Origin of the sequence: Segatella baroniae DSM 16972 = JCM 13447, from assembly GCF_000426585.1 — a bacterium.
Lineage (GTDB): Bacteria > Bacteroidota > Bacteroidia > Bacteroidales > Bacteroidaceae > Prevotella > Prevotella baroniae.
The window spans coordinates 109,811-132,735 of sequence record NZ_AUFQ01000007.1; the positions used below are offsets into that span (position 1 = coordinate 109,811).

15 protein-coding genes and 2 tRNA genes are annotated in these 22,925 nt (G+C 56.6%); 9 read left to right on the forward strand and 8 right to left on the reverse strand.

Annotated elements, in window-relative coordinates; translation table 11 throughout:
- Position 1: 1 nt before the first annotated feature.
- The 5 genes from glpC to K334_RS0107005 all read left to right on the forward strand — a co-directional run bounded on the left by glpC (position 2) and on the right by K334_RS0107005 (position 6,885).
- Positions 2-1,249 (forward strand): anaerobic glycerol-3-phosphate dehydrogenase subunit GlpC, encoded by a 1,248-nt coding sequence (gene glpC, locus K334_RS0106985; protein WP_025881908.1) that lies wholly within the window; start codon positions 2-4, stop codon positions 1,247-1,249.
- A 119-nt stretch (positions 1,250-1,368) separates the two neighbouring features.
- Positions 1,369-2,754, forward strand: coding sequence for a phosphoglycerate transporter protein PgtP (pgtP, locus tag K334_RS0106990; RefSeq protein WP_025881910.1), 1,386 nt, complete (start codon positions 1,369-1,371; stop codon positions 2,752-2,754).
- A gap of 31 nt (positions 2,755-2,785) precedes the next feature.
- Positions 2,786-4,273, forward strand: a complete 1,488-nt coding sequence (locus K334_RS0106995; RefSeq protein WP_025881912.1) for an MFS transporter — start codon at positions 2,786-2,788, stop codon at positions 4,271-4,273.
- 9 nt (positions 4,274-4,282) lie between these two features.
- Positions 4,283-5,149 carry an HAD-IIA family hydrolase gene (locus K334_RS0107000; protein WP_021588692.1) on the forward strand — a complete coding sequence of 289 codons (867 nt, stop codon included), beginning with the start codon at positions 4,283-4,285 and terminating at the stop codon, positions 5,147-5,149.
- A gap of 20 nt (positions 5,150-5,169) precedes the next feature.
- On the forward strand, positions 5,170-6,885 hold the full coding sequence (locus K334_RS0107005) for a calcineurin-like phosphoesterase C-terminal domain-containing protein (protein WP_081658052.1): 1,716 nt from the start codon (positions 5,170-5,172) through the stop codon (positions 6,883-6,885).
- 69 nt (positions 6,886-6,954) lie between these two features.
- On the opposite strand, the gene K334_RS0107010 is transcribed toward K334_RS0107005, so the two are convergent.
- From K334_RS0107010 to K334_RS0107020, 3 genes are all read right to left on the reverse strand, one after another.
- Complete coding sequence (locus K334_RS0107010) at positions 6,955-7,848, reverse strand: CE1 family esterase (RefSeq protein ID WP_036890097.1); 894 nt, start codon at positions 7,846-7,848, stop codon at positions 6,955-6,957.
- The gene (locus tag K334_RS0107015) at positions 7,845-8,936 is read right to left on the reverse strand and encodes a phosphotransferase enzyme family protein (protein WP_025881920.1); all 1,092 of its coding nucleotides are present in this window, start codon (positions 8,934-8,936) and stop codon (positions 7,845-7,847) included. Before K334_RS0107015 ends, K334_RS0107010 begins: the two co-directional genes overlap by 4 nt.
- A gap of 144 nt (positions 8,937-9,080) precedes the next feature.
- A tRNA-Pro gene (locus tag K334_RS0107020) sits at positions 9,081-9,153 on the reverse strand.
- A 149-nt stretch (positions 9,154-9,302) separates the two neighbouring features.
- On the opposite strand from K334_RS0107020, the gene K334_RS0107025 reads away from it, so the two are divergent.
- A tRNA-Phe gene (locus K334_RS0107025) sits at positions 9,303-9,375 on the forward strand.
- 343 nt (positions 9,376-9,718) lie between these two features.
- On the opposite strand, the gene K334_RS0107030 is transcribed toward K334_RS0107025, so the two are convergent.
- The 5 genes from K334_RS0107030 to K334_RS0107050 are packed head-to-tail and all read right to left on the reverse strand — an operon-like array spanning position 9,719 to position 19,922.
- A complete protein-coding gene (locus K334_RS0107030) occupies positions 9,719-10,663 on the reverse strand; it encodes a PorV/PorQ family protein (protein ID WP_027444737.1) in 945 nt (314 codons plus the stop codon).
- A gap of 8 nt (positions 10,664-10,671) precedes the next feature.
- On the reverse strand, positions 10,672-13,527 hold the full coding sequence (locus K334_RS0107035; RefSeq protein ID WP_025881923.1) for a S8 family serine peptidase: 2,856 nt from the start codon (positions 13,525-13,527) through the stop codon (positions 10,672-10,674).
- Positions 13,528-13,540: 13 nt separating this feature from the next.
- Positions 13,541-15,262 (reverse strand): BACON domain-containing protein, encoded by a 1,722-nt coding sequence (locus tag K334_RS0107040; protein ID WP_025881925.1) that lies wholly within the window; start codon positions 15,260-15,262, stop codon positions 13,541-13,543.
- Between the two features lie 29 nt (positions 15,263-15,291).
- Positions 15,292-16,896 carry a RagB/SusD family nutrient uptake outer membrane protein gene (locus K334_RS0107045; RefSeq protein WP_025881927.1) on the reverse strand — a complete coding sequence of 535 codons (1,605 nt, stop codon included), beginning with the start codon at positions 16,894-16,896 and terminating at the stop codon, positions 15,292-15,294.
- Positions 16,897-16,922: 26 nt separating this feature from the next.
- Positions 16,923-19,922: a SusC/RagA family TonB-linked outer membrane protein gene (locus K334_RS0107050; RefSeq protein ID WP_027444738.1), complete on the reverse strand. Its 3,000-nt coding sequence runs from the start codon at positions 19,920-19,922 to the stop codon at positions 16,923-16,925.
- 863 nt (positions 19,923-20,785) lie between these two features.
- On the opposite strand from K334_RS0107050, the gene K334_RS0107065 reads away from it, so the two are divergent.
- The 3 genes from K334_RS0107065 to K334_RS0107075 all read left to right on the forward strand — a co-directional run bounded on the left by K334_RS0107065 (position 20,786) and on the right by K334_RS0107075 (position 22,897).
- Complete coding sequence (locus K334_RS0107065) at positions 20,786-21,106, forward strand: heavy metal-binding domain-containing protein (RefSeq protein WP_021588835.1); 321 nt, start codon at positions 20,786-20,788, stop codon at positions 21,104-21,106.
- Between the two features lie 67 nt (positions 21,107-21,173).
- Entirely contained in the window at positions 21,174-22,235 is a 1,062-nt protein-coding gene (locus tag K334_RS0107070; protein WP_027444739.1) for an AAA family ATPase, read from the forward strand.
- Positions 22,232-22,897: a DUF4276 family protein gene (locus K334_RS0107075; protein WP_025881934.1), complete on the forward strand. Its 666-nt coding sequence runs from the start codon at positions 22,232-22,234 to the stop codon at positions 22,895-22,897. The genes K334_RS0107070 and K334_RS0107075 overlap by 4 nt, the downstream gene beginning before the upstream one ends.
- Positions 22,898-22,925: the final 28 nt, after the last annotated feature.

The window sequence follows — 22,925 nt, forward strand, 5'->3', positions numbered from 1 at the left end:
AATGGCAGACGAAACACAGATAGAAAGCAAAAGCGCGTTCAACTTCGAGCAGTGTCTCAAATGCTCCATTTGCACGGTCTACTGCCCCGTCTCGGCCGTGGAGCCCGACTATCCGGGTCCAAAACAGTCGGGGCCGGACAACGAACGCTACCGACTGAAGGGCATGGAGTTCTTCAACGAGTCGCTCAAACTGTGCCTCAACTGCAAGCGTTGCGAAGTGGCGTGCCCGCATGACGTGAAGGTGGGCGACATCATCCAGGCTGCCCGCATCCGATACAGCACCCATACGCCTGGTCTTCGCGACCGCATGCTGGCCAACACCGACTTTGTGGGCACGCTGGCGCACAACTTCGCGCCGCTCACGAACTTCGCCTTGCGGCTGGCTCCTGTCAAGGCGGTGCTCCATGGCGTGATGGGCATAGACAGGCACCGCACGTTCCCAGCCTATTCGTTCCATACTTTCGAGCAATGGTACCGCCGGCATGAGGCCGAACAGCAGCGGTTCGGCCGTTTCGTCACCTATTTCCACGGCTGCTATGCCAACTACAACTATCCGCAGCTGGCCAAGGATTTGGTCAAAATCATGAATGCCTGCGGCTATGGCGTGCATCTGTTGGAGAAGGAGAAGTGTTGTGGCGTGGCCCTGATTGCCAACGGTCTCTCCAAACAGGCCCGCCGGCAGGGCGAAGTCAACATGGCGTCGATGCGCAAGGCCGTGGCCAAGGGCGAGCCTGTCCTGACGACAAGCTCCACTTGCACCTTCACCATGCGCGACGAGTACAGCCATCTGCTCGGGATAGACAACGGCGACGTGCGCGACAGCTTGACGCTGGCCACCCGCTGGCTCTACCGCATGGTGGAGGACGGCCAGCTGAAGCTGGCTTTCCGCCGTGATTTCAAGATGAAGACGGCCTACCACAGCGCCTGCCACATGGAGCGTCTGGGCTGGATTCCCTATTCCACGGGACTGCTGAAGATGATTCCCGGACTGGAACTCGTCATGCTCGAAAGCCAGTGCTGCGGCATTGCGGGCACCTACGGCTTCAAGAAAGAGAACTACGAAAGGTCGCAGAAAATCGGTTCGGGCGTGTTCAGACAGATTGAAGAGGTGGCCCCCGACTGCGTGTCGACCGACTGCGAGACCTGCAAATGGCAGATAGAAATGTCGACCGGCTGCGGTGTGAAGAACCCCATCAGTATCGTTGCCGAAGCCCTCGACGTGGAGGAGACCCGCCGGATGAATGCTTGAAGAAGCCAAAAGGACGTACTTGATTCGTAGGATTTTCATGTTCTGCCAGCCCGGCGCACCTAAATAATCATTAACTTTGCATATCGTTGGAAATATTCTGTAACCAAACCTGAATCGTTATGTGGAACTTCCTGACACCTCCAGTGTACAAGACGGAGCAGACCGGCCCAGCAGCCGACGCCCGTTACAAGGCTTTGCGCTGGCAGGTATTCCTCGGTATCTTCATCGGATACGCGGGTTTCTATATCGTTCGCAAGAACTTCTCGATGGCCATACCGATGTTGGCGCCTTTCGGGTTCGAGAAAGGCGAGCTTGGCGTCGTGCTTTCGATGAACGCCATCGCCTACGGTTTCTCCAAATTCATCATGGCCAGCGTGTCCGACCGCAGCAATGCCCGCCGCTTTCTGCCGCTGGGACTGGTCTTGGCCGCCGTTTCCATGATGTTCATGATCGTGCCTGTGCAGTGGATCGGCCCCGACCACAAGGGTCTGGCCATAGCGTTGATGGCGGCGTTGAACTTCCTTGTGGGCTGGTTCAATGGCATGGGATGGCCTCCGTGTGGCCGTGTGATGACCCACTGGTTCAGCATTCAGGAGCGTGGCACGTGGATGTCGGTGTGGAACTGCGCTCATAACGTGGGCGGAGCGTTGGTCGGTCCGATGGCCGTCTATGGCGCCGTCTGGTTCGGCAGCTGGTTCTACGGTGCCGACGAGCAGCGCTATTTCCTCATCGGCACTTACCTTTTTCCGGCTTGTGTGGCCATCCTCATCGCCATCGTCGCCTACAGTCTCATCCGCGATACGCCGCAGTCGTGCGGTCTTCCCTCCATCGAGAAGTGGCGCGACGACTATGCCAAGACCTACAACGAGAAGGCCGAGCAGGTGTTGAGCACCATGGAAATCTTCAAGACGGTGCTCTCCAACAAGTTCCTGTGGTACATTGCTTTTGCCAATGCCTTTGTATATATGGTGAGATACGGCTGCCTGGACTGGGCGCCGACCATCCTGACCGAGCAGGGAATCGACATCAAGAACGCCGGTTGGGCCTATTTCGCCTACGAGATGGCCGCCATTCCGGGCACCATCATCTGCGGTTGGATGTCAGACCGCCTCTTCCACGGACGCCGCGCCTTGCCCACGATACTCTTCATGGCCGTCGTGGCCGTCTTCATCTTCATCTATTGGCGGAATTTCGACAACATCAACGTCGTGATTGTCTGCCTCATCGCCATCGGCTTCTTCATCTACGGGCCGGTGATGCTCATCGGCGTGCAGGCCCTCGACCTGGCCCCGAAGAACGCGGCGGGCACCGCAGCCGGGTTGACAGGCTTCATGGGCTACGTGTTGGGCACGGCCCTGCTGGCCAATGTGGTCATCGGCTACGTGGCCGATGCCGCCGGTTGGAGTTGGACCTTCGTGTTGTTGATCGGCGCCTGCGTCATGTCGATAGTCTTCATGGGCCTCACTTACAAGGAAGAACAATATCTCATCAAGAAGAATCAATAGTCAATCAATCATATCACAATCTATCAATCACATGGAAAAAATGGATGTTTACAGTTCGTTGGGCTCACAGCGGAAGAAGTTTCTCAGTTGGCAGATGCGAACAATCTTGGTAACCATGCTGGGCTATGCCATCTTCTACTTCGTAAGAAAGAACTTTTCGCTGGCCATGCCCGGCCTGACGGCTGAATACGGAATCACCAACAAGAGCTTCGGTTGGATTATCTTCGCCAGTTCTTTGGTCTACGGCTTCTCGCGATTCATCAACGGCTACACGGTGGACCGCGTCAAGGGGCGCATCGTCATGGCCCTCGGCCTGCTGCTCTGCGCCGCAGCCAACTTCGCCTTCGGCTTCGGTGTCAACCTGAGTCAGGTGTTCACAGGCACGACGAGCGGCCCCGACTTCACAAGCGCGCTGATCCTGGTGATGGGAATCACGATAATTCTGAACCAATACTTCCAAGGCATGGGCTTTCCGCCGTGCGCCCGCATCCTGCCCCACTGGATTCATCCCGCCGAACTGGCAACGAAGATGTCGATATGGAACACCTCCCACTCGATAGGCGCGGCCTTCGCCGTGATTGTCTGCGGCTATATCATGGGGTCGATGGGCGCCGACATGAGCGCCAACGCGGAGGTCGTGGCCCGCATTACGGCCAATCTGACCAACAACGACGTGGCCAACGCGACGACACAGGCGCTGACCTATGCCACGCATATCGGTGCCTGGAAGTGGTGTTTCTGGATTCCGGCCTGTCTGGCGGTGACCGGTGCCGTGTTCATCTTCGTGGGCTTGCGTGACGAACCCAAGGAAGTGGGCTTGCCCGACCTGCCCGACACGTCGCTCGGAAGCTACTCCGAGGGCATGAGCGGCAAGGCTCGCAAGAAGTTCGAGTGCGTTATGGTGTGGAGAAACCGCTGGGTCTGGACCTTCTGCATTGCCAACATGTTCGTATATGTGGTGCGTATGGGCGTGCTCGACTGGGGCCCCAAGTTCCTGACGGAGAGCCGGGGAATGGACATTTCGACCGCGGGCTGGACGGTGGCGGCCTTCGAGATAGCCGGCATAGTGGGCACCCTGTTTGCCGGTTGGGCCACCGACCATATCTTCAAGGGCAAGGGTCACCACATGTGCGTGGTGTGCATGCTGGGTGCCGCCGCGTTCATGACGCTCTTCCGGTTCCTCCCCCAGAGTGCGGGAATCACCATAACGGCGGCCGTTCTCATAGGTGCGGGCTTCTGCATCTACGGCCCGCAGGCCCTCGTCGGTATCGAATTGAGCAAGCAAGCCACCAAGGAAGCGTCGGCACGAGCCAACGGCATAGCCGGAATCCTGGGCTACATCGGTTCTGGTTTCAGCGGTCTGCTCGTAGGTTACGTGGCCGACATGTACGGATGGACACGCGTTTTTGAAACCATCATCTTGGTGGCTGTCATCGGAATGCTCATCATCCTCTCGATGTGGCAGGCCCCGCGCGACGGCTACGCACGCAGTCAGCAAATCAATTACGACGAAGAATAGACGATGGAGATGGACTTTGACAAATATATATCGCCCCTTTCGGAGGGGAAACTGATGGCGGCCTGTGCACGAATCAAGCACGTGGCCCTCGACATGGACGGCACCATATACCTGGGCAGCACGCTGTTTCCTTATACAAAGGACTTCTTGGACATGCTCACCCGCCACGGAATATCCTACTCTTTCCTGACCAACAACCCCACGAAGAGCAACAAGGACTATCTGGCCAAGCTGGGACGACTGGGCATTGAGGCCACGGAAGAGCAGATGTACACCTCTTCAATCGCCACCATCGACTACATCCGCCTGAACCATCCCGAAGCCAAGCGCCTCTTCTGCTTGGGGACGCCGAGCATGCAGGCCGAGTTTGAGAAGGCGGGATTCATCCTTTGCGAAGACAACGCCGAAGACCGGCCCGACATTCTGGTCGTGGCCTTCGACATGACGCTGGCATATTCGCGCCTGTGCCGTGCCGCGTGGTGGGCGTCGAAGCCCGAAATTCCCTACATCGCGACCAACCCCGACTGGGTGTGTCCCACGGATGAGGAAACGATTTTGGTGGACTGTGGTTCCATTTGCAAGGCAATAGAGGGGGCGACAGGCCGCCGGCCAGACATCGTGATAGGCAAACCCAACCCGAACATGCTCTATTGCATCCGCGACAAGTACGGTTTGAAGTCGGATGAAATCGCCATGTGCGGCGACCGCATCTACACCGATGTGGCCACGGCGCAGAACGCAGGTTCGCTGGGGGTGCTGGTGTTGTCGGGCGAAACCACGTTGGAGATGTCGCTCAAGTACGAGCGTCAGCCCGACATCACGGCCCTCAACATCGCCGAATTTGGCAAACTGCTCCTCAAGTCGCGAGGAGAATGAAATAAGAAAGGAGGATTTTTATGGAACGACACCGCAGCTTTGGTAAATCCGTCCATACGGATTTGCTGCTGTTTGTGCTTGGAATCTTCGCCGGAGGCTTGATAGCTTGCGCGAGGGCGGACACCGTCAATCCACACACGGCTCCTGACAAGCCTGGCCAGGAGGCTGTCATCCAAGACAGAAAGGGCATGACCCTCAAGGGCAGGGTGACCTGTCAAGGCCGTGGACTGGCCCGGGTGGAGGTGTCGGATGGTGTCGAAGTGACAACAACGGACGACAGCGGAGTCTACTATCTGTCGTCGAAGAAGAAGTATGGCTATGTGTTCATCACGATTCCGGCAGGCTATGAGGTGAAGAACAAGAACGGAAACATGCCCGACTTCTTTAAGAAGGTGAACAGTGGCAAGGTCGGTGCCGTGGAGCGGCTGGACTTTGAACTCGTGAAAGCGGACAACCGGAAGCATGCGGTCATAGTGATGGCCGACTTCCACCTGGCCAATCGCACGGCCGACTTGAAGCAGTTTGCCGCCGTTGCTGCGGACATCAACCAGACAATAGGCCAACTTCGGCTGCAAGGGTATAAGGTCTACGGCCTGAGTCTGGGCGACGAGAGCTGGGATCTCTTCTGGTATCAGAACAACTTTGCCATTGCCGAGGCCATGGAACAGACCAAGATGATCGACGCCCCGTTCTTCCATTGCATGGGAAACCACGACAACGATCCCTATTATGCCGACGACTGGCTGGCGGAAAAGGCGTTTGTCGACTGCTTTCCCGCCTATTATTCGTTCAATGCGGGCAGCGCCCATTACGTCGTTCTCGACAATATTGAATACCTGAACTACGGGGCGAGTCCGGGAAACATCGGCAACCGCAATTACAACACGACCATCGTCAAGGAACAGATGGACTGGTTGAAGAAAGACCTGGCCCTTGTGAAGGACAAGACGCAGCCTTTGTTCATCGCGTTCCATGCACCGCTCTATCGCAAACCGGGCTTGGACGGCAAGGGTAACTTGACGGCGAGATACAAACTGGCCGACGCCGAAGAGCTGACTGCATTGCTGAAAGACTACAAGAACGTGCATGTTCTGTCGGGACACACCCACGACAATTTCAACATTGCAGCCTTGCCCAACATCCATGAACACAACACGAGTGCCATCTGCGCCACCTGGTGGTGGACAGGGAAGCTCACTTCCAACAGGCAACACCTGTGTTGTGACGGGACGCCGGGCGGCTATGGCGTCTACATGATCGATGGGGATGAACTGGAATGGTACTACAAAGGCAAGGGCTTCGACAAGACCTACCAGTTCAGAACCTACGACATGAATCAGGTATATATCAGTGCTGACGACGTGAAGGGGCACACCAAGGCTTTTGCCGGCTACGCCCGCGGCTACGACAAGGCCCACCATGACAACGAAGTCCTTGTCAATGTGTGGAACTATGACAAAGGTTGGAGCATCGAGGTGACCGAAGGTGGCAGGCCGTTGGCCGTGACGCGCGTCGTCGGTTACGACCCGCTGCATGTATTAAGCTACGAGGCGCAACGCTGCGCGAACGGTGGAAAGCCGACCGCCGAGTTCGTTACGAGCAAGACCGCCCACCTTTTCAAGGCGAAGGCGGCCAGTGCCGTCTCCACACTCTCTATCAAAGTGACGGATGGTTTCGGCCATGTCTACAGGGAAGAGATGAAGCGTCCCAAAGCATTTGGGCTTTCCATGAGGTGACACCCTCTGAAAAACAACGGGTCAAACCCTTGTTATTGTAAACCTAAGCAGGATGAAACCACCGTCCAATCAGCGCATATACTGCATGAAGAACCGCCAAATCTCCTCGCCGGTGTCGATGTCGGCCTGGTGCCAGCTGTGCCGGGCACCTTCTATCGCATAGAACAGGACGGCGCGGTCCTTGTCGCCGCCGGCGTATCGATGGATGGTGACGCTGTGGCCGTTGTCCGGCGTCAGCCCGGCGCGCTTCTCCGTCTTCTCTTCGGTGCAGCGGTTGTGGGCGACCATGGCCCCCACGGCCAGCGGCACGGGCAGATAGCGGCCCCATCCGCCCGCGTTGGCCATGTCGCCGTCGAAGCGCGAAGTGGGGTCGGCCGTGCCGTGAATCTCCATGAAGGGCACCGGCCGCTTGGGCGACGGCCCTTTGTAGATGTCGTCCATCAGCTGTCCCGATACCGAAGCCAAGGCCCTGAAGGTGGTCTGGTTGCGATAGGCCAGCAGATAGCACACGTCTCCGCCGTTCGACATGCCTGTGAGGAACGTGTTCTGCCTGCTCAACTTGTAACGCCGCTGCACCACCTCGGCCAGTTTGCACAGGTTGCTCACGGGATCCTCGAGCCAGCCGGCCTGTTGTGGATAGCCCACGTTCCAGCTGCGCTTGCCCTTCGGGTCGCTCAGACCATCGGGCACGCAGAGCGCGAAGCCATGTGCCAGGGCCGCGTCGTGCATGTAGGTCTTCCTCTTGATGTAGCTGCTGCCGTAGCCGTGGAGCACGAACACCAGCGGGGCGTCGGCCTTGAGCCCTTCGGGCAGCACCATCTTGAAGCGGCGCATGTGGCCGTTGACCTTGACAGAGTCGAGCCGTTCCTCCTGGGCGTGCAGCGGAGCCGCCATGCCCATCGCCAGCAAGGCCAGCAAGGCGATTCCAGCGCGTGACGTTTTCAGGCCTTTCCTCCCTCTCATTTGCGCAGTTCCTGAAGGTAGTCGTTCATCTCGGGCAGTTTCCGCATGACGTCTTCGAAGAGGCGCAGCTGGTTCTTGGCCCGGTTCAGGTTGTGCTCCGGATATTTAATCTTATAATAGGTGTCGCCGTTCAGATAGTCGGCCAGGAAGCGGACGGCCTGCATGAAGGGGAACATGGCGGCCGCCAGGGGCAGATGGTTCGTCTCCTCTTCGGTCAGGAAGACGCCCGCCGACTGCAGGTAGCCTTCGGTGAAGGCCTTGTAGATGTCCATGTTGAAGCCCACATGGTCCAGTTCGGGGTCTTCTTCGGTGGTGAAGTTGGCCGCCGTGCGCATGAAGTCGCCGAAGTCGGAGAAGACATAGCTGGGCATGACGGTGTCGAGGTCGATCACGCAGAGCACGTTGCCGTCCTCGTCGAAGAGCATGTTGTTCACCTTCGTGTCGCAGTGGCAGAGCCGCTTGGGCAGTTTGCCCGCCTGGTGCAGTCGTTCGGCGAAGCACATCTCGTCGGCATGGGCCTCGATTTCGTCGAGCAGCGGGCGTACTTCGGCCACACGACCGCGCTTGTCGGCCCCTACGGCTTCGCGCAACTGCTGCAAGCGGAAGCCCATGTTGTGGAAATCGGGAATTGTTTCGCCCAGCGTCTCGGGCACGTCGGTCAGCATGGCCTCGAAACGGCCGAACGCCTGTCCCGCGAAACGCGAGCTTTCGGGCGTCACGGCCTCCATCGTCACCGACCGTGGGATGAAGACGGCGAGCCGCCAATACTGCTGCCGCTCGTCCTGGGTGTAGGTCTTGCCGTCCTTCGTGCGCACGAAGCGGAGCACCTTGCGGTCGATGTCGTCCTCGTTTTGCTCTATCAGCTTGCGGCGGATGTGGTCGGTCACCACCTCGATGTTGTGCTGCAAGAGGTCTACATCGGTGAAGACGGCGTTGTTGATGCGCTGCAACACGTAGTCGGGCCCCTCTTCGGCCGTCGTGATCTTGTAAGTGTCGTTGATCAGGCCGTTGCCCAGCGCCTTGATCTCGGCAACGGAACCCTCCATCGTGAACGACTGGAGGATAGTTTTGATGTCTGCGTAATCCATGCTTGATGCGTTTGTAAATTGATAGGTTGTGGTTGCAAAGATACAACTATCCTTTTGTTTCGCAAAAAACGAGCGGCAAAGATTCAGGTCTTTTGTGTTGAAAGCAAAAAGAGCAGACCGGAAAGCCTCCAATCTGCTCTTTTGTCGGGATGACCGGATTCGAACTGGCGACCCCTACGTCCCGAACGTAGTGCGCTACCAACTGCGCTACATCCCGATTGCAATGCGGCTGTCAGCTCGCCGAAGCCTGATTGCGGGTGCAAAGGTAAGCTATTTTTCCCATATACGATAACTTTTTGCGAGAAAAATTTGCGCATGACGTATAAAAACTCTATCTTTGCACTCGCTTTAAAGGAGCAAGCACATGGTGCCATAGCTCAGTTGGTAGAGCAAAGGACTGAAAATCCTTGTGTCCCCGGTTCGATTCCTGGTGGTACCACTCCTCCTTTCATTATGCCGTTCACATCTCTTCGGAGTGTGAGCGGCTTTCTTTTTTTGCGGGCGTGTCGAGTGTTAGTCCATGGCCGGTCGATGACCGTGGGGCGCCGCAGGCCCGTTGTTTTCCAAAAGCTTGTCGATTGGCGTCCAAGAAGCCCCCTTTTGCAACACCAAAGCGGCCCTTTTGCCTGGTCAAAGGGCTACTTTCGCGTGGCAACCGCTGTCCTTTTGCGGGCCGAAAACGCAGCGATGGAAAACCGTCGGACGGGTGTGGCTGTATGAAAGGCGAAAGGCTGAATCTCCCACCCCCGGAGATTCAGCCTTTCGCATGAAGCGGTGTCGCGTCAGAGGGCGTAGCCTACGCCCACCATCAGCGTGTTGATGCCGTAGGAGGCGAAGGCGTGGTGGTAGGTCACGTCGAGACGGAAGCCGTGGAACCGCCCTCCTGCGCCGAAGGTGAGGGCGTCGGAGCCTTTGTCGGCCTGCTGATAGCCCACGCGGGCGGAGAGCATGCCGTGGTAGGTGTACTCCAATCCGTTGGCGAAGAGGGTCTCGTGGGCGTCCTTCGGGGTGAAGTGGCGGCAGGAGACGGCGTAGGTGAGGGCGTGCTCAGGGGCGAGCCGCACGCTCCAATCGCCGCCGACGACAACAGACGTGGGCAGGCTGTAGGGGATTCCGGTGTCGTTGAACTTGACAGACTTGCCGAAATCCATCAGCCGCGCGCCCGCGGTGAGCGTCGTAGGCATGTCGGCCGCGAGGCGAAAGGCCTTTTGGTAGGCCGCGCCGACCGAGAACGCCCAGGCATTGGCACTCGTGGCCGCGCTGCTGCGGGCGTATGTGGCGGTGGCATAGACGGCAATCTCGGGAACGACGGCGAAGGAATAGCCCAGGTCGATGGCCATCTCGTAGGGCGAAACGCTGGCGGGCTGTCCGTCGGTTCCTACGGAAGGAACGGTCAGTCCAGCCTGATAGCGCATGCCGGCGAGCAGCGCCGATCGGTTGGCGAAGCGCCAACCTGCGCCGAAGTTGTACTGCATGAGTCGGCCCGCGTCGGTCTTGGGCTGCATCTCGGTGGTGACATCGGCCGCGAATCGCGTGTCGCCGAAGGTGAGCGCGGCCGGGTTTGTATGGATGTGCATTTGGCCGGTGTTGCCGAGCAACGTGTTTCCCATGGCGGCCGAACGTGCGTCGGGGTTGGCTTCGAGCACGGGAAGGAGGCGGCTTTGTGCCGTTGCCTGGAGCGCGACGCCTGTGCAAAGGGTGAGCAAGGCCAATGATATTCTGTTCATAGTGGTCGTTATTTCTTGATGAAGGTATGTTTGCTGGTGAGCCGCTCGGTCTTGAGCAGCAGATAATAGGTGCCGGGAGCGAGCCGGTCAATGCCGAGTGTCACCTCATGGCTGCGCGCGTCGGGCGTGAGCGTGGCCTGGATGAGCCGCTCTCCACGAACGGAGGTGACGGTGGCGTGCACCTCCTTGACGTTGCTGCGCATGAGAGCCTTGATGTAACTGTGGGCGGGAATGGGGTAGACGGCATGCACGTCGGCCGCGTTCTGCTCGGTGACACGCACGCGGAACGTGGTCGTTGCCTGCTTGCCGCCGTCGACTGCGGTGATGGAGACCGTGGCGTTGCCCCGCGTTCCGGGCGTGAGCTTGAGCTGCGAACCCTCCACCGACACTTTCACCGCCTGCTCGTTGTCCGACTTGGCGGTGTAGGTGAGGGCGTGACCCTCCATCGCCGTGAACGCGTTGGCGAGGTCGACGCTGACAGGTTGGCCTTGTTCGAAGAGCGAAACGTCGCCCAACGTGTTGGCAACGGGCGCGGTGTGGGCCACAACCTCATAGGCGAAGTGCTGTACGGTGTGCCCGCCGAGCTGGTCGGTGAGCGTGATGTCGAACTCGAAAGCCCCCGGGATGATGACTTTGATGAGGAGGTCGAAGTCGTTTCCCACACGTTTCAGCTCCACACCGCGGGGCAGTGGCGTGGTGGTATAGGTCCAAGTGTGGTTGTCTTCGTCCTTCACGTTGAGCACCTTGTGGTAATAGGACTGCGTGTCGAGCAGGCGGAGCTTGTCGCCAATGCCGTTGGTGAAGGCGGGCGCGTGGTTGAGTCGCGTCCTGAACGCCTTGCTCACTTCGGCTGATTGATTGCCGGAGCGGTCGCGTGCCACCATCTTTACCACGTAGTCTACGTCGGTGTCGAGGCCGGTGAACTCCTGTTCAAGCTGCGCGCCGGCAGCTTTGGCGTATGAATAGCGCGTGAATGTCTGCACAGGTTGGGCCATGTCCGCCTTCTTGTAGAGCCTGATGTCGTAGGCAAAGGCCGTCTTCTGCGTGTTGATCGCATCCGCGTCGGCCGTTACTTTCCATGTGATTCGGGCGTCGTAGTAGCCTTTTGTCGCGTCATTAGAGTAGTCAATCACTTCGATGGAAGGCGCGTCGGGCGCGTTGGTTTCAGGCTCGGCGAGCGCGAAGTCGGCGTCGATGAAGCCTGCTCCCAGCTTGCCGGCAAGGTTGGCGTCGGGCTTTACGTCGTAGGGACTTTGCTCCTTGACGGCCGAAAGAATGCGGCGGCGCAGGTCTTCGTTGGTGAAGTTGGGATTCTTCTTGCCGAACTTGGAAATGACAAGGGCCGCGATTCCCGTGACGTGGGGCGTCGCCATCGACGTGCCTTGTGCGTAAGCGTAGTTGCTGTTGTAAGGGTGAGTGAAGTCGGTATTGGGATAAGGACCGGTCTTTTGATTGACGAAATCCTTCGGAACGGTGCTGAGAATGCCCCTCGTCACTTCACCCTCATTGGTGGTTCCGCCCGGCGCGAGGATGTCAACCCACGTCCCTTTGTTCATGTAGTCGGTGGGAATGCCCATGCTGTTGGTGGCGCCCACGGCCACAACCTTGTCGTATGAGGCGGGAATCATGTCGATGTCGTACTGCGAGTCGTTGCCTGACGCGAAGAAGACGAGGCCGCCCTTCATGTATGAACCTGCCTTCTTGTTGCCCTTGGAGTCGCATCCGGCAATGTCGGTGAAGTAGTCTATGCCCACCTTCAGCACCTCGAACTGTTCCTTGAACATGCGTTGGAAGGTCTCGTTGTTGAGGTGTTTCGTGCGGTCGAAGGCGTAGCCCCATGAGCAGTTGCAGACAAGCGCGCCGTTTTCGGCGGCAAACTCGAAGGCCTTGGCGATGTTGGCAGGGGAAGCGGTCTCGTTGGTTCCGTCGTGTCCGTAAATCTCGCAGCTCATCAGTCGCACGCCGGAGTTCTCCGTTCCGTTGCCTCCGGCCACGCCACAGACGCCCAAGCCGTTGTTGTTGCGTGCGGCGATGGTGCCGGCGACGTGGGTTCCGTGCCCACCGGGGATGATGACATCAGGGTCACCTTGTCCGCTTTGGACTGCCCAGAAGTTACGGCCATGGATGGTCTTGCCCGTTTTGGGGTCCTTGCCGTCCCATGCCGATGCCGCAAGGTCTTCGTGTTCGAAGTCGATTCCCGAGTCCATCACGGCCACAACGACGTTGGGATCGCCGGTCTCTTTCTGCCAAGCAGGGAATAGGTTGATGTCAGCTTCTTGCTTGAACCAGCCATACATGGATTTGGTCGTCATGTAATGCCACTGATATTTCAGGAAATGGTCGTTGAAATTGTTGTATCCAGTGCCGTCGTTCACTTCATAAAGTCGCTGCCAGTCGATGGGGGCGCGGGTGACAGGGGTGTACGTTGCCTTTGCCGGAACGATGGCGATGTTGCCATGGGCCTTCTCGATGGCCGGGTCGCGGCGCAGCTGTTCGAGCACTTCCTCCACGCTCTTGTCCTTGTCGAACTTCACGAAGAACCAGCGGTCCATGCCGCGTTGGCGTTTCAAATCGGCGTATTCGGTGGTCATGTCGAACACTTGTTCCACCTTGACGTTCGTGTCTTCAAAGACCTTGGCGCGCATGACGCTTTGCGTTGCGGCACGGGTGGTGATGTCATTGCCGGCCTTCAGTTTGATGAAAGCCATGCCCGGCTCCCAAGGAAAGCCGGATTCAGCCTTATTGCCAGGCAGAGGCTGCCCGCTCTCTGACGACAGAAGGTTGTCGTCATGACAGGCTGTGAATAGGCAGATAGCTGCCAACAGGCCTGCCGACAGCAAGAATCTATATTTGAAATACTTCATTGGAATGGATTTTTCAAGGGTTAAATCTCTTTTTGATGATGTCTACATAGTGCTTGCTCTTGTAGTAGGTGATGACGGTGCGCGTCTCTTGCGGGCGCATGTCGATGAGGTCTTCGTCGCCGCGATAGAAGGATGCAAAGCCGCCGCTCTCTTCACGTACAAGGCTGTAGCCCTTGTCCGTGAGGGCGCGACGGGTGCTGGACGGCAGGCTGTAGGTGTACCATTCGTACACGCCCGGCGTCCCTTCCACCTCGCGATTGTACAATATTTCATTGCCTACATAGAACACCTGGCACGAACCGACGGTGCCGCTGAGGTCGACATCGTTCACCAATCCCGCGTCGATGTCTTCGGCCGTGACGCCCTGCCAGTTGAAGAAATAGATGACATTGGCCAGCGAGCCCGGCATGTAGTTGGAGCTTTCGGGCACAAAGAGCAGTCTGGAATACTTGCAGTGCGGGTCTTGGATGGGCACGGTGATGTGCTCGCTGTTGTATTGGTTCTCGAAGTCAGGCCTCATGCCACGCTTTTTCTCAAACGCAATCACCTCTTCCAGCTTGAAGTTCTTGTTGTGCAGGCGGTTGGAAGCGAACACGGGGAAGCAGGTAGCTTTGTAGTTGCTGCCCAGTTTGATGTCGTTGGGGCTCTCCACGTACTTCATGCAGGCGCTGTGGAAGATACCTCCGTAATTATAAAAGTTGTCCACTTCGTTGTAGACATGTATCAGTCGCGTCTTGTCTTCCTCTTCGCAGTAGTATTCCGTTTCGTTCTCGTTGCGCTGTTTGTTGCCCAACTTGAAATTCTGCTGCCGCAACCAGGGGTCGAACGATTCTTGTTTGAACGTCTTTCCCGCGGGAGCCTTGAGCCAGGCGGTGGTGACCAGCTTGGTGTAATAGTAGGGTTGGTAGAGGAGATAGGGCGCTTGCTCACCCGGAGAGTGGAATACGTAGTAGGTCTTCTCTCCCTCGTCCTTGTAAGGCAGCAGTGAGTTGATCTCGACATCACGTGCCCGGCTGTTGTTTCTTTCGGCTTCGAGAGCGGTCAGGCGGTCGAGGTTGAAATTGTCGAGGTCCCAAACGGGCAATTGGAACTGCACGTATCCGTTTTGCGTCACGTTGAGTTCATAGTGCTTGTTGCCGTTGGAGAGGAAGAGTTTTTCAGTCCGGCTGGTCTGTGCCCACTCGCTGTTGCGGTCGATGGCGGTGAGGCTGAGCGCCAGTTTGCGCTCCTTCTGCTTCACCTCATAGGTCAGCCAATTGTTCTTCTCCTTGTCCACCTGCTCCACACGCCAGTCGTCTGAGTTGGAGGTGATGTTGAGTTCCACGCCGGCATGCGCTTCATGATTGTATATCACGGTACCGTTGTTGCCTTCAACAGCGATGTATGGCTCGGCGCCAAACTGCGTCACGGTGACAGTTTGCCTGCCGCCGGGCGTGAGGACGGTCACGGTGGTCCGGCGTTCGTCGGCATTCGGGTTGGCCGCCGCCGTGACTTCGAGCAGCGCCCCGGCCTTTTTGGCGGTCAGCCAGTCGGCATGTGAGCCTTGCTCCACCGACCAACCGTCCGCAAGTGCGGTGAAGTCCACCCGCTTGGTTTCGCCCTCTTGCTTGAGCGTAAGCGTCTCGGTGGAGGCGGGAACCTCGTCGGGCGCGCCCCCCAAGACCAAATCCTTCTGGCAGGCGGCCAGCAATGCCGCCACGAAAAGGAGTGCTGATATTTTGAATATCTTGTACATAGCGTATGTTTTTTAAGTGAATAAATGGATTATTCCCAGCCCGGATTCTGCCGAATGCCGCGGTTGATGAGTGTTTCGTTCAGCGGGAACGGCCACACGAACATGTGGTTGTCGGGCTTGATGTCCACACTGAAGCCGCCGGCATAGAACGACGCCGGCACCTGGTAGTAGCCGTCGGCACCTTGATAGGGACGTTTGCCCACACCTTGCTTCCACCGGCGCAGGTCCCAAAGGCGGAAACCTTCAAACGCCAGTTCGCGTGCGCGCTCGTTCTTGATTTCTTCATAGAGCTTCTCGCCGGTGAGATCGGTCGCTGAAAGGCCGCGCGACGCACGCAATTCATTGAGATATTTCAGGGCGTCGTCCGTGTTGTTCAGTTGACAGGCGGCCTCGGCCGCGATGAGATATTGCTCTGCGATGCGGAAAGGTTTGGGCGCTTGGTTGCCGTTGGGCACGTAACCGCCCCAGTGGGTGCTGGTCAATGTGGCGTAGTTGGGGTTGCCCTTGAACTTTGAAATGACGTAAAGTTGCGTCGAAACGTTCATGTCGTTCACCGTTGTTTTCACAAATTCAAAGAGCGAAAGGGCACGATGGTCCTTCCCATTGGCAAAGAGCGTGTTCATCACCGTTTGTGTAGGAACGTACGGAGGCTTGTTGTAGTCGCCCATTCTGTCGGGTTGGTTGGCTTCATCCCAATAGGTCGTGGTGGACAAGTCGGCACCATAGAGAGGCGTGGTGGTCGGGATTTCATTCTCCTTCGCCACGTAGGGCTGCCATATCTGTTCGGCTCCGTTGTCGTAGAACCACATCTGCGCGAAGGCGTCTTCGCGAGGATCGATCCGGTTGTGGGCGTCCAGTTGGGCGACATAGGGCGCAATCAGGGGATAGACGGCTTTGTCGATGAGCTGCCTTGCCTCCCGAAAGGCATTGTCCATGTCGTCCATATAGAGGTAGACACGTGCCCGCAAAGCCCGCACGGCGTCGGCGCTGATCTCGCTGTTGCCCACCTTTGCGGGCACGTCGGAGAGCAGTTGCTCGGCCTTTTGCAGGTCGTCGAGAATCAGTTTGTAGGTCTGCGCGTTGGTGGCCCGTGTAGGTTTCTCCAGCGAGAGAGGGTCGAGAGCCAGGGCAACGCCCAGGTCTTTGTCGGCCGTGGCGGCCGCATAGGGCGTTCCCCAGCGCAGCGCCAGGTTGAAATGATAGAATGCACGCGCGAAATAAGCATTGCCCAGATAGTGGTCGCGCAGTGGTTTTTCGGCTTCGTTCACCTGCAATTCGGGCAGACGGGTGAGCACAACGTTGGCATCTATCAAGGCGGCGTAGTAAGAATGATAGATCTCTTGTATCACATTACTTTCGGGAAGGATGGTCCAACTGTGAAATTCGGCGTACAGATTGTTGAACGCCGCATGCGCGTTGAGCATGTCGGCCTGCGCTTCCTGCGGCATGATGTAGCCGCCACCGAATTTTCCGCGCAGCGTCGAATAGATTCCGTTGTCCCATTTCTTGGCGTCCTGCATGTTGCGGTAGGCCGCCCCATAGTCTATGTAGTCGGCGGGATCCTTGTCCAGATTGCAGCTTTGAACCACGGCAGCGAGCAGCAATACGCCTAATAATATCTTGTTTGTTTTCATAAATACATGCTTTTATAGGTCATTGTTTACAAACCGATCTCCACACCGACGCTCACCTGCTTGGTATTGGGGTTGACACCGTAGGATACGTTGCGGTTCACTTCGGGGTCGATGCCACGGAATTTGGTGAAAGTCAGCAGGTTTCTGCCGGTGAAGAACACCTTGGCCGAGCGCACGACGCGCTGCTTTCCGAGTTTGTCGCGTGGTATGTCATAGCCCAGCGTGAAGTTTTTCAGGCGCATGAACGACGCGTTTTCCAACATCTTGGAGTCGAGATAAGTGCTCTGGTGATTGGGTTTGCGCACCCATTCGAGCGAGGGAAACTCCGTGCGGTCGCCTTCCTGCTTCCAATAGTCGAAGAGACGGCGCGAGCCGTTGAAGTTGCCGTTGCGGTTGCGCACGTGGTAATCGTTCTCATAGAACTGCTTGTCCATGGAAATCATGTGTTTGCCAAGAGCCAGGAAGAAGTCGGCATTGAGATAGAAGCCCTTCCAATGGGCGGCGACTCCCCAGCCGCCGGTGAACGGCGTGTAGGCGTTTACGCCGGTATTCTGGTCCAAAGTGCTGGAGTATTCCGAAACGACGTCGCTGTTGTCGCGGCGTGTCCGGTCTTTGTCCGCACCGGGTTTGTACCACTCGGGCACACCCGTTTGCGGGTTGACACCTTTATATAATGGCATGACGAACGTGACGGGCTTGCCCACGATGTAGGCCAGCTGACCGCCGGGCTCGTGCCATGAGGTTCTGCCCTCGAAGAGTTCGAGCACCTTGTCGCGGTTGTAGTTGAAGTTGACGTTGAACGATACGCCCCAATCCCGCCCACGGAAGACGTCGGCATTGAGCTGGAAGTCGACGCCCTGGTTGAGGTATTTGCCCACATTCTCATAGCGGGTGGCGTAGCCGGCATTGCCCACGGGCAGGCCGGAGGTGTATGGGAGGGGCACCTCGAAGAGCATGTTGCTCGTCACGCGGTTGTAATATTCGAGGTTGAAGTCCAATCTGTCGAACAGTCGGGTCTTCACTCCGACGGTGAATTTGCTCTGGTGTTCCCATCCGAGGTCTGGGTTTCCGAGGCTGATGAAGCCCATGCTCATGTCGCCCTTCTTCTGTCCCACCTTGCCGGCGTAGGCCGATGTGCTGTAGGGAGGGATGGAAGAGTTGCCCTGGGTGCCGTAACTTGTCTTCACGTCGAGGGCGTTCAGCCAGGTTATATCTCGAAGAAAAGCCTCTTGCTTGGCCTTCCACAGGAGGCCGACCGACCAGAACAGGCCGTTGCGTTTGTTCTTTCCGAAGCGGGAGGAAGCGTCGTCGCGCAGCACCAGGTCAATGAAATAGCGCTCTGAAAAGTCGTAGGAGAGCTGTGTGAAGAACGACAGGAAGGCGTAGCTTTGGGTGTTTTCGCCAATCGACTTGTGCTGCGTGACGTTGTTCAAGAGGTAGAGTCGGTCTTCCAAAATGCCCGAACCGCCGGCCGAAAAGCCGTCGTCTTTGTAATTGGTGTACTCATGTCCCAGCAGCGCGGTGAGGTGATGGTCGCCGAAAGTCATGTCGTAGGCCGCGGTATTGGTGACGGTGATGTTGGACGCCCGGGTGTAGGCGCGCTCCGAACTGCCGTTGCCATAGGCCAGATAGTAGCTCGGCAACATGCGCGAACGGCTGTCGCCATAGTCCAATTCCAGTCCGGCGAGCGAGCGCAGGGTCAGGTTTTTCACCGGCGTGAGCGTCAAGTTGCCGTTGGCCGACAGGATGAAGGCGTTGGTCTTGGCCGGTCTGTTGGCGATGACATGCGCGGGGGTGGCGATGTTCAGCAGCGGAACGCGTTCCAGTTCCCTGCCCGTGTTGGGGTCGTAGGGCGACGCGAAGGGCGCGTTCATGGCCGCCAGGCCGCCGCCCACCGAATTGCTTTCGTTGAAGGGCGAGACGCGCGTGTCGTCATAGGATATGGAGGTGTTGACATTCGCCCGTGCCCAGTCGTTGAGTTTGGCGTCGACATTGATGCGCCCGAAGGCCTTCTTGTAGCTCGAACCCATGCGCAGGCCGTCCTGGCTCAAGGCTCCGCCCGAGAGATAGTACCTCGCCGTGTTGGTGCCGCCCGACACAGAGACGTCTGCCGTGTACATGGGTGCGGGCTGATACACGTACTTGTACCAGGTGAAATCGGTCTCCTTGAAATATTTTTCCTTGAAAGTGGCGATCTCGGCAGCCGTGTAAATGCCCGTCTCCTCATAGTAGCGCAGCAGTTCCGGGCCACTCATCAGCTGGTCGAAGTACTTCGTGTTGGCGAGCGAAGACACGGCATACTGTGCCCGGAAGTTGACGCTGGGGCGCGCGTCGCTGCGTCCGTGCTTCGTGGTGACGTACATCACGCCGTTGGCTGCCCGTGCTCCGAAGATGGAAGTGGCCGCCGCGTCCTTCAGAAACTGTACGCTTTCGATGTCGTTGGGGTTCATGGACTGCAGCACGGCCATGCTCACCTGCATGCCGTCCATGATGACCAGCAGCCCCGTTCCGGCCCCCAGCGAGCCTTGTCCGTGCAGGGCCATGGACAGACGGGCCGACGGTTCGCCCGAAGAAGAGAACATTTGCAGGCCGCTCACCTTGCCCTGTACGGCGTCGAGCGGGTTGGCTACGGGTTTCATCGCCAAGTCCTTGGCCCCCACTTTGACGACCGAAGCCGACGTGTTGGCCACCTTGCGCTCCATGTAGCCCACCACCACGACGTCGTTCAACGTCAGATTGCCGGGTTCCAGCTTCACTTTCATGTCGGCCGCGGCCGGCAGTTCGCGGCTCTCGTAGCCGATGAAGCTGAACGTAAGCTTGTCGCCTGTCTTCACCTTGAGCACGAAATGGCCGTCGATGTTGGAGACAGTACCCGTCTGTGGCGCCGACTTGGGGACGATGCTGACCCCTGGCAAGGGTTCCCCGTTTTCGTCCACAACGCTTCCTTTCACCGTCAGTGTCTGCCCGAAGGCCGCCGTCAAGCTGAAAAGAGAACAGAGGACGAACATCCAAAATTTTACTTTCATAAATGTTTTATTTAGGTGTTGTTTTTATACCGATGCGGTTGAGACGCAACCGCACCAGGCATAGTAAGTCGAATTTGACACGCAAATAAGATGGTATTTCCTGAGAGTTAATTACCAATTGCAAAAATAAGCAAAGTTTCTTAAAGGACAAATAAAAGGTCAAATCTTTTTCCTTCGCCCACCGAAGATTGGCGTTTGTTCGCAGGTCTGTCCACAAGTGGAGACGTCCGCACGTCCGATTCGCGTCTATGGCGAGCCTTTCCGTCCCGCCCGCAGGCGGACGACAGGATCGTTTGTCAATTTTCATTCACGAAAAAACGTGTCTTTTTTTCTTTCATCCAGCTCGCCGGCCGGATGGAAAACGACCTTCTGCGTCGCATTCGTCCAGCCCTTTCTCCGCCATCCGCCCCCTTTGACTTCGCCGAAAGGGCCTTTCCGCGCCCTTGTTCCACTGCTTTCTCGGACTTGAAAGTCGTCTTTTGCACCGCAATCGCAGTCCTTTTCCACGCTGAAAGCACAGCTCCGACGAGGCGAAAGTCATTCCGTGAAGCTGATGTTGTGGTTTAATCTGTTGGCAATCAACGGTTTGCTGAACTTGTAGAATTCAGCCGTTTTTTGTGGCCAAATCCTTTTTGGTTTCAAAAACAGCCACTTTTCAGCAGTGTTTTGTCAAATAAATTCATAGTATTGTCCACCTGCGCCTGCGTGTTGGCAGTGCTTCGTCGCCCTCGTTCCCAGACGACGGCCGCCCGTCGGGTCGCCCTTGGACACAGGTTGCGGCGGAGTGTCGTGCGAAAAAAGGGCGTAAAGGGCGCCGTTTCCGTTTTCTTTTCGTATATTTGCGCCAAACAATACGACAAACCATGATTCTATCAACCACTCCTACCATAGAAGGCCGTCCCATCCAAGCATATAAGGGCGTTGTGACGGGCGAAGCGATTATCGGCGCCAATTTCGTGAAGGATTTCTTTGCGGCCATTCGCGACATTGTCGGCGGCCGTTCCTACAGCTATGAAAAAGTGTTTCGCGAGGCCAAGGAAGCAGCCTTGCAGGAGATGCAGGCCAGGGCGGAGGAATTGGGATGCAACGCCGTCGTCGGTATCGACATCGACTATGAGACCGTCGGGAAGAGCAATACCATGCTCATGGTCGTCGCGAGCGGTACGGCCGTGGAACTTGGTTGAGCGGCCGACAGGCGAAGAGGGGCGTGTGAGTTTTCAAAAATAATTATATAAAAGATAATACACCACAATGCTGAACCGAATTGTCATAGCCGGATACAAATCCATCCGGCAGATGGAGTTGGAACTGCGGCCAATCAACATCCTGCTTGGTTCTAATGGCGTTGGAAAAACAAATTTCATTTCGTTTTTCAGGCTGATCAACGTCATCTACGAACAGCATTTGCACAACTATACGATGCAGAACAATGCTGAACGGCTGTTTCACTATGGGCTGAAGCAAACCAAGGAATTGAAGGGGTATTTGGAGTTTGGCGACAATGCCTATGAAGTTAGGCTCCAACCCAGATACAATGGCAGCCTCTTCATAGCCGAAGAGAAAAGTTATTACAGGAGGAGGCCCAATAGTTTCAGCAATATGGAGGAAAGCCGGATAAAGGACTCCACAACCTATAGAGACAGTTGGCTGAGAGATTATTTGCAAAGTTATAAGATTTATCATTTCCACGACACAAGCAAAGGCGCGCCGCTAAGGAGCAGCGCGAATGTCAATGACAATCGTCTTTTGCGGACAGACGGGGGCAATCTGCCGGCTTTCCTTTACATGTTGCAGCAGAAATATCCCAAGACGCTGAAGCGGATAGAGTTGACCGTCCGCTCGGTCATGCCCTATTTCGGCGGTTTCTCTTTGGCCCCCTCCATGCTTGACGCGAACTTGATCAATTTGCAATGGAGCGATGTGGCTGCCGACGGAAAGTATTTCGATGCCAACGACCTTTCCGATGGAAGCATACGCTTCATCGCTCTTGCGACGCTATTGTTGCAACCGATCCTGCCCAAAGTCATTATCATCGATGAACCGGAGCTGGGGCTGCATCCTGCGGCCATCGTCAGGTTGGCCGGTATGGTGCAGTCTGTAGCAGCCAGAGGCTGTCAGGTAATCATATCCACGCAGTCGGTGAATCTCATCAACAACTTTGACGCAGCCGACATTGTCACTGTAGACCGAAAGGACGGACAGTCGTCTTTCAACAGACTGGATGGCAATGAGCTGAAAAACTGGTTGGATGATTATTCGTTGGGTGAGTTGTGGACAAAAAGTATAATTGACGGCCAACCCACATTGTTATGAAAAGACTGGTTTTGATAGTGGAAGGTGAAAGCGAGGAAAGCTTTGTCAATCATGTACTTTGTCCCTATCTCTGTGCAGAGGGTCTGTACAATGCCGTGCAGTGCTTCAAGATAAAGCATTCCAATGGCGGGCTTTCCCAATATAGCCATATCAAGAAAGACATTCTGAATACGATATATGAGAAAGACGTAGTCGTCTCGATGATGGTGGATTTCTATCGGTTGCCTTCTGATTTCCCCGGATTCGATGAATTGAGAGGAACTCTGTCTCACAAGGAGCAAGTGGCCCTGCTCGAAGCAAGGATGAAGAAGGATATGGAAGAGACCCAATGCAGAACGTTTGACAACTTCATCCCTTACATACAACTCCATGAGTTTGAGACATTGGTATTCTCTTCCATAAAGGGTGTGGATTTCCTCTTTGAAAAGAACGAGGTGGACTACAAGGGGCTGACGGCTGTTTTTCAGGAATATCCTAATCCGGAAGACATCAACAATCATCCCGACACAGCTCCCTCCGTGCGCTTGAAAAAGCTGATACCCGGATATAACAAAGTCGTTCATGGAGTCGAAATGGTCAAAGCCGTAGGCATGGAGGATATCTTGGCGAAATGCCCGCGGTTCAGAAAATGGGTGGAAGACATGAAAGCGGCATTGGCATAGGATGGGTCAAACAATCTGATGCACTTCT

Excerpts from the sequence above, each read along its gene's own strand:
- glpC (WP_025881908.1), top strand. The coding sequence starts at position 2 with ATGGCAGACGAAACACAGATAGAAAGCAAAAGCGCGTTCAACTTCGAG.
- K334_RS0107015 (WP_025881920.1), bottom strand. The coding sequence starts at position 8,936 with ATGGATTACGCAGACATCAAAACTATCCTCCAGTCGTTCACGATGGAG.
- K334_RS0107070 (WP_027444739.1), top strand. The coding sequence starts at position 21,174 with ATGCTGAACCGAATTGTCATAGCCGGATACAAATCCATCCGGCAGATG.
- K334_RS0107040 (WP_025881925.1), bottom strand. The coding sequence starts at position 15,262 with ATGTACAAGATATTCAAAATATCAGCACTCCTTTTCGTGGCGGCATTG.
- K334_RS0107030 (WP_027444737.1), bottom strand. The coding sequence starts at position 10,663 with ATGAACAGAATATCATTGGCCTTGCTCACCCTTTGCACAGGCGTCGCG.
- K334_RS0107000 (WP_021588692.1), top strand. The coding sequence starts at position 4,283 with ATGGACTTTGACAAATATATATCGCCCCTTTCGGAGGGGAAACTGATG.
- K334_RS0107050 (WP_027444738.1), bottom strand. The coding sequence starts at position 19,922 with ATGAAAGTAAAATTTTGGATGTTCGTCCTCTGTTCTCTTTTCAGCTTG.
- K334_RS0107035 (WP_025881923.1), bottom strand. The coding sequence starts at position 13,527 with ATGAAGTATTTCAAATATAGATTCTTGCTGTCGGCAGGCCTGTTGGCA.
- pgtP (WP_025881910.1), top strand. The coding sequence starts at position 1,369 with ATGTGGAACTTCCTGACACCTCCAGTGTACAAGACGGAGCAGACCGGC.
- K334_RS0107005 (WP_081658052.1), top strand. The coding sequence starts at position 5,170 with ATGGAACGACACCGCAGCTTTGGTAAATCCGTCCATACGGATTTGCTG.
- K334_RS0107065 (WP_021588835.1), top strand. The coding sequence starts at position 20,786 with ATGATTCTATCAACCACTCCTACCATAGAAGGCCGTCCCATCCAAGCA.
- K334_RS0107045 (WP_025881927.1), bottom strand. The coding sequence starts at position 16,896 with ATGAAAACAAACAAGATATTATTAGGCGTATTGCTGCTCGCTGCCGTG.
- K334_RS0106995 (WP_025881912.1), top strand. The coding sequence starts at position 2,786 with ATGGAAAAAATGGATGTTTACAGTTCGTTGGGCTCACAGCGGAAGAAG.
- K334_RS0107075 (WP_025881934.1), top strand. The coding sequence starts at position 22,232 with ATGAAAAGACTGGTTTTGATAGTGGAAGGTGAAAGCGAGGAAAGCTTT.
- K334_RS0107010 (WP_036890097.1), bottom strand. The coding sequence starts at position 7,848 with ATGAGAGGGAGGAAAGGCCTGAAAACGTCACGCGCTGGAATCGCCTTG.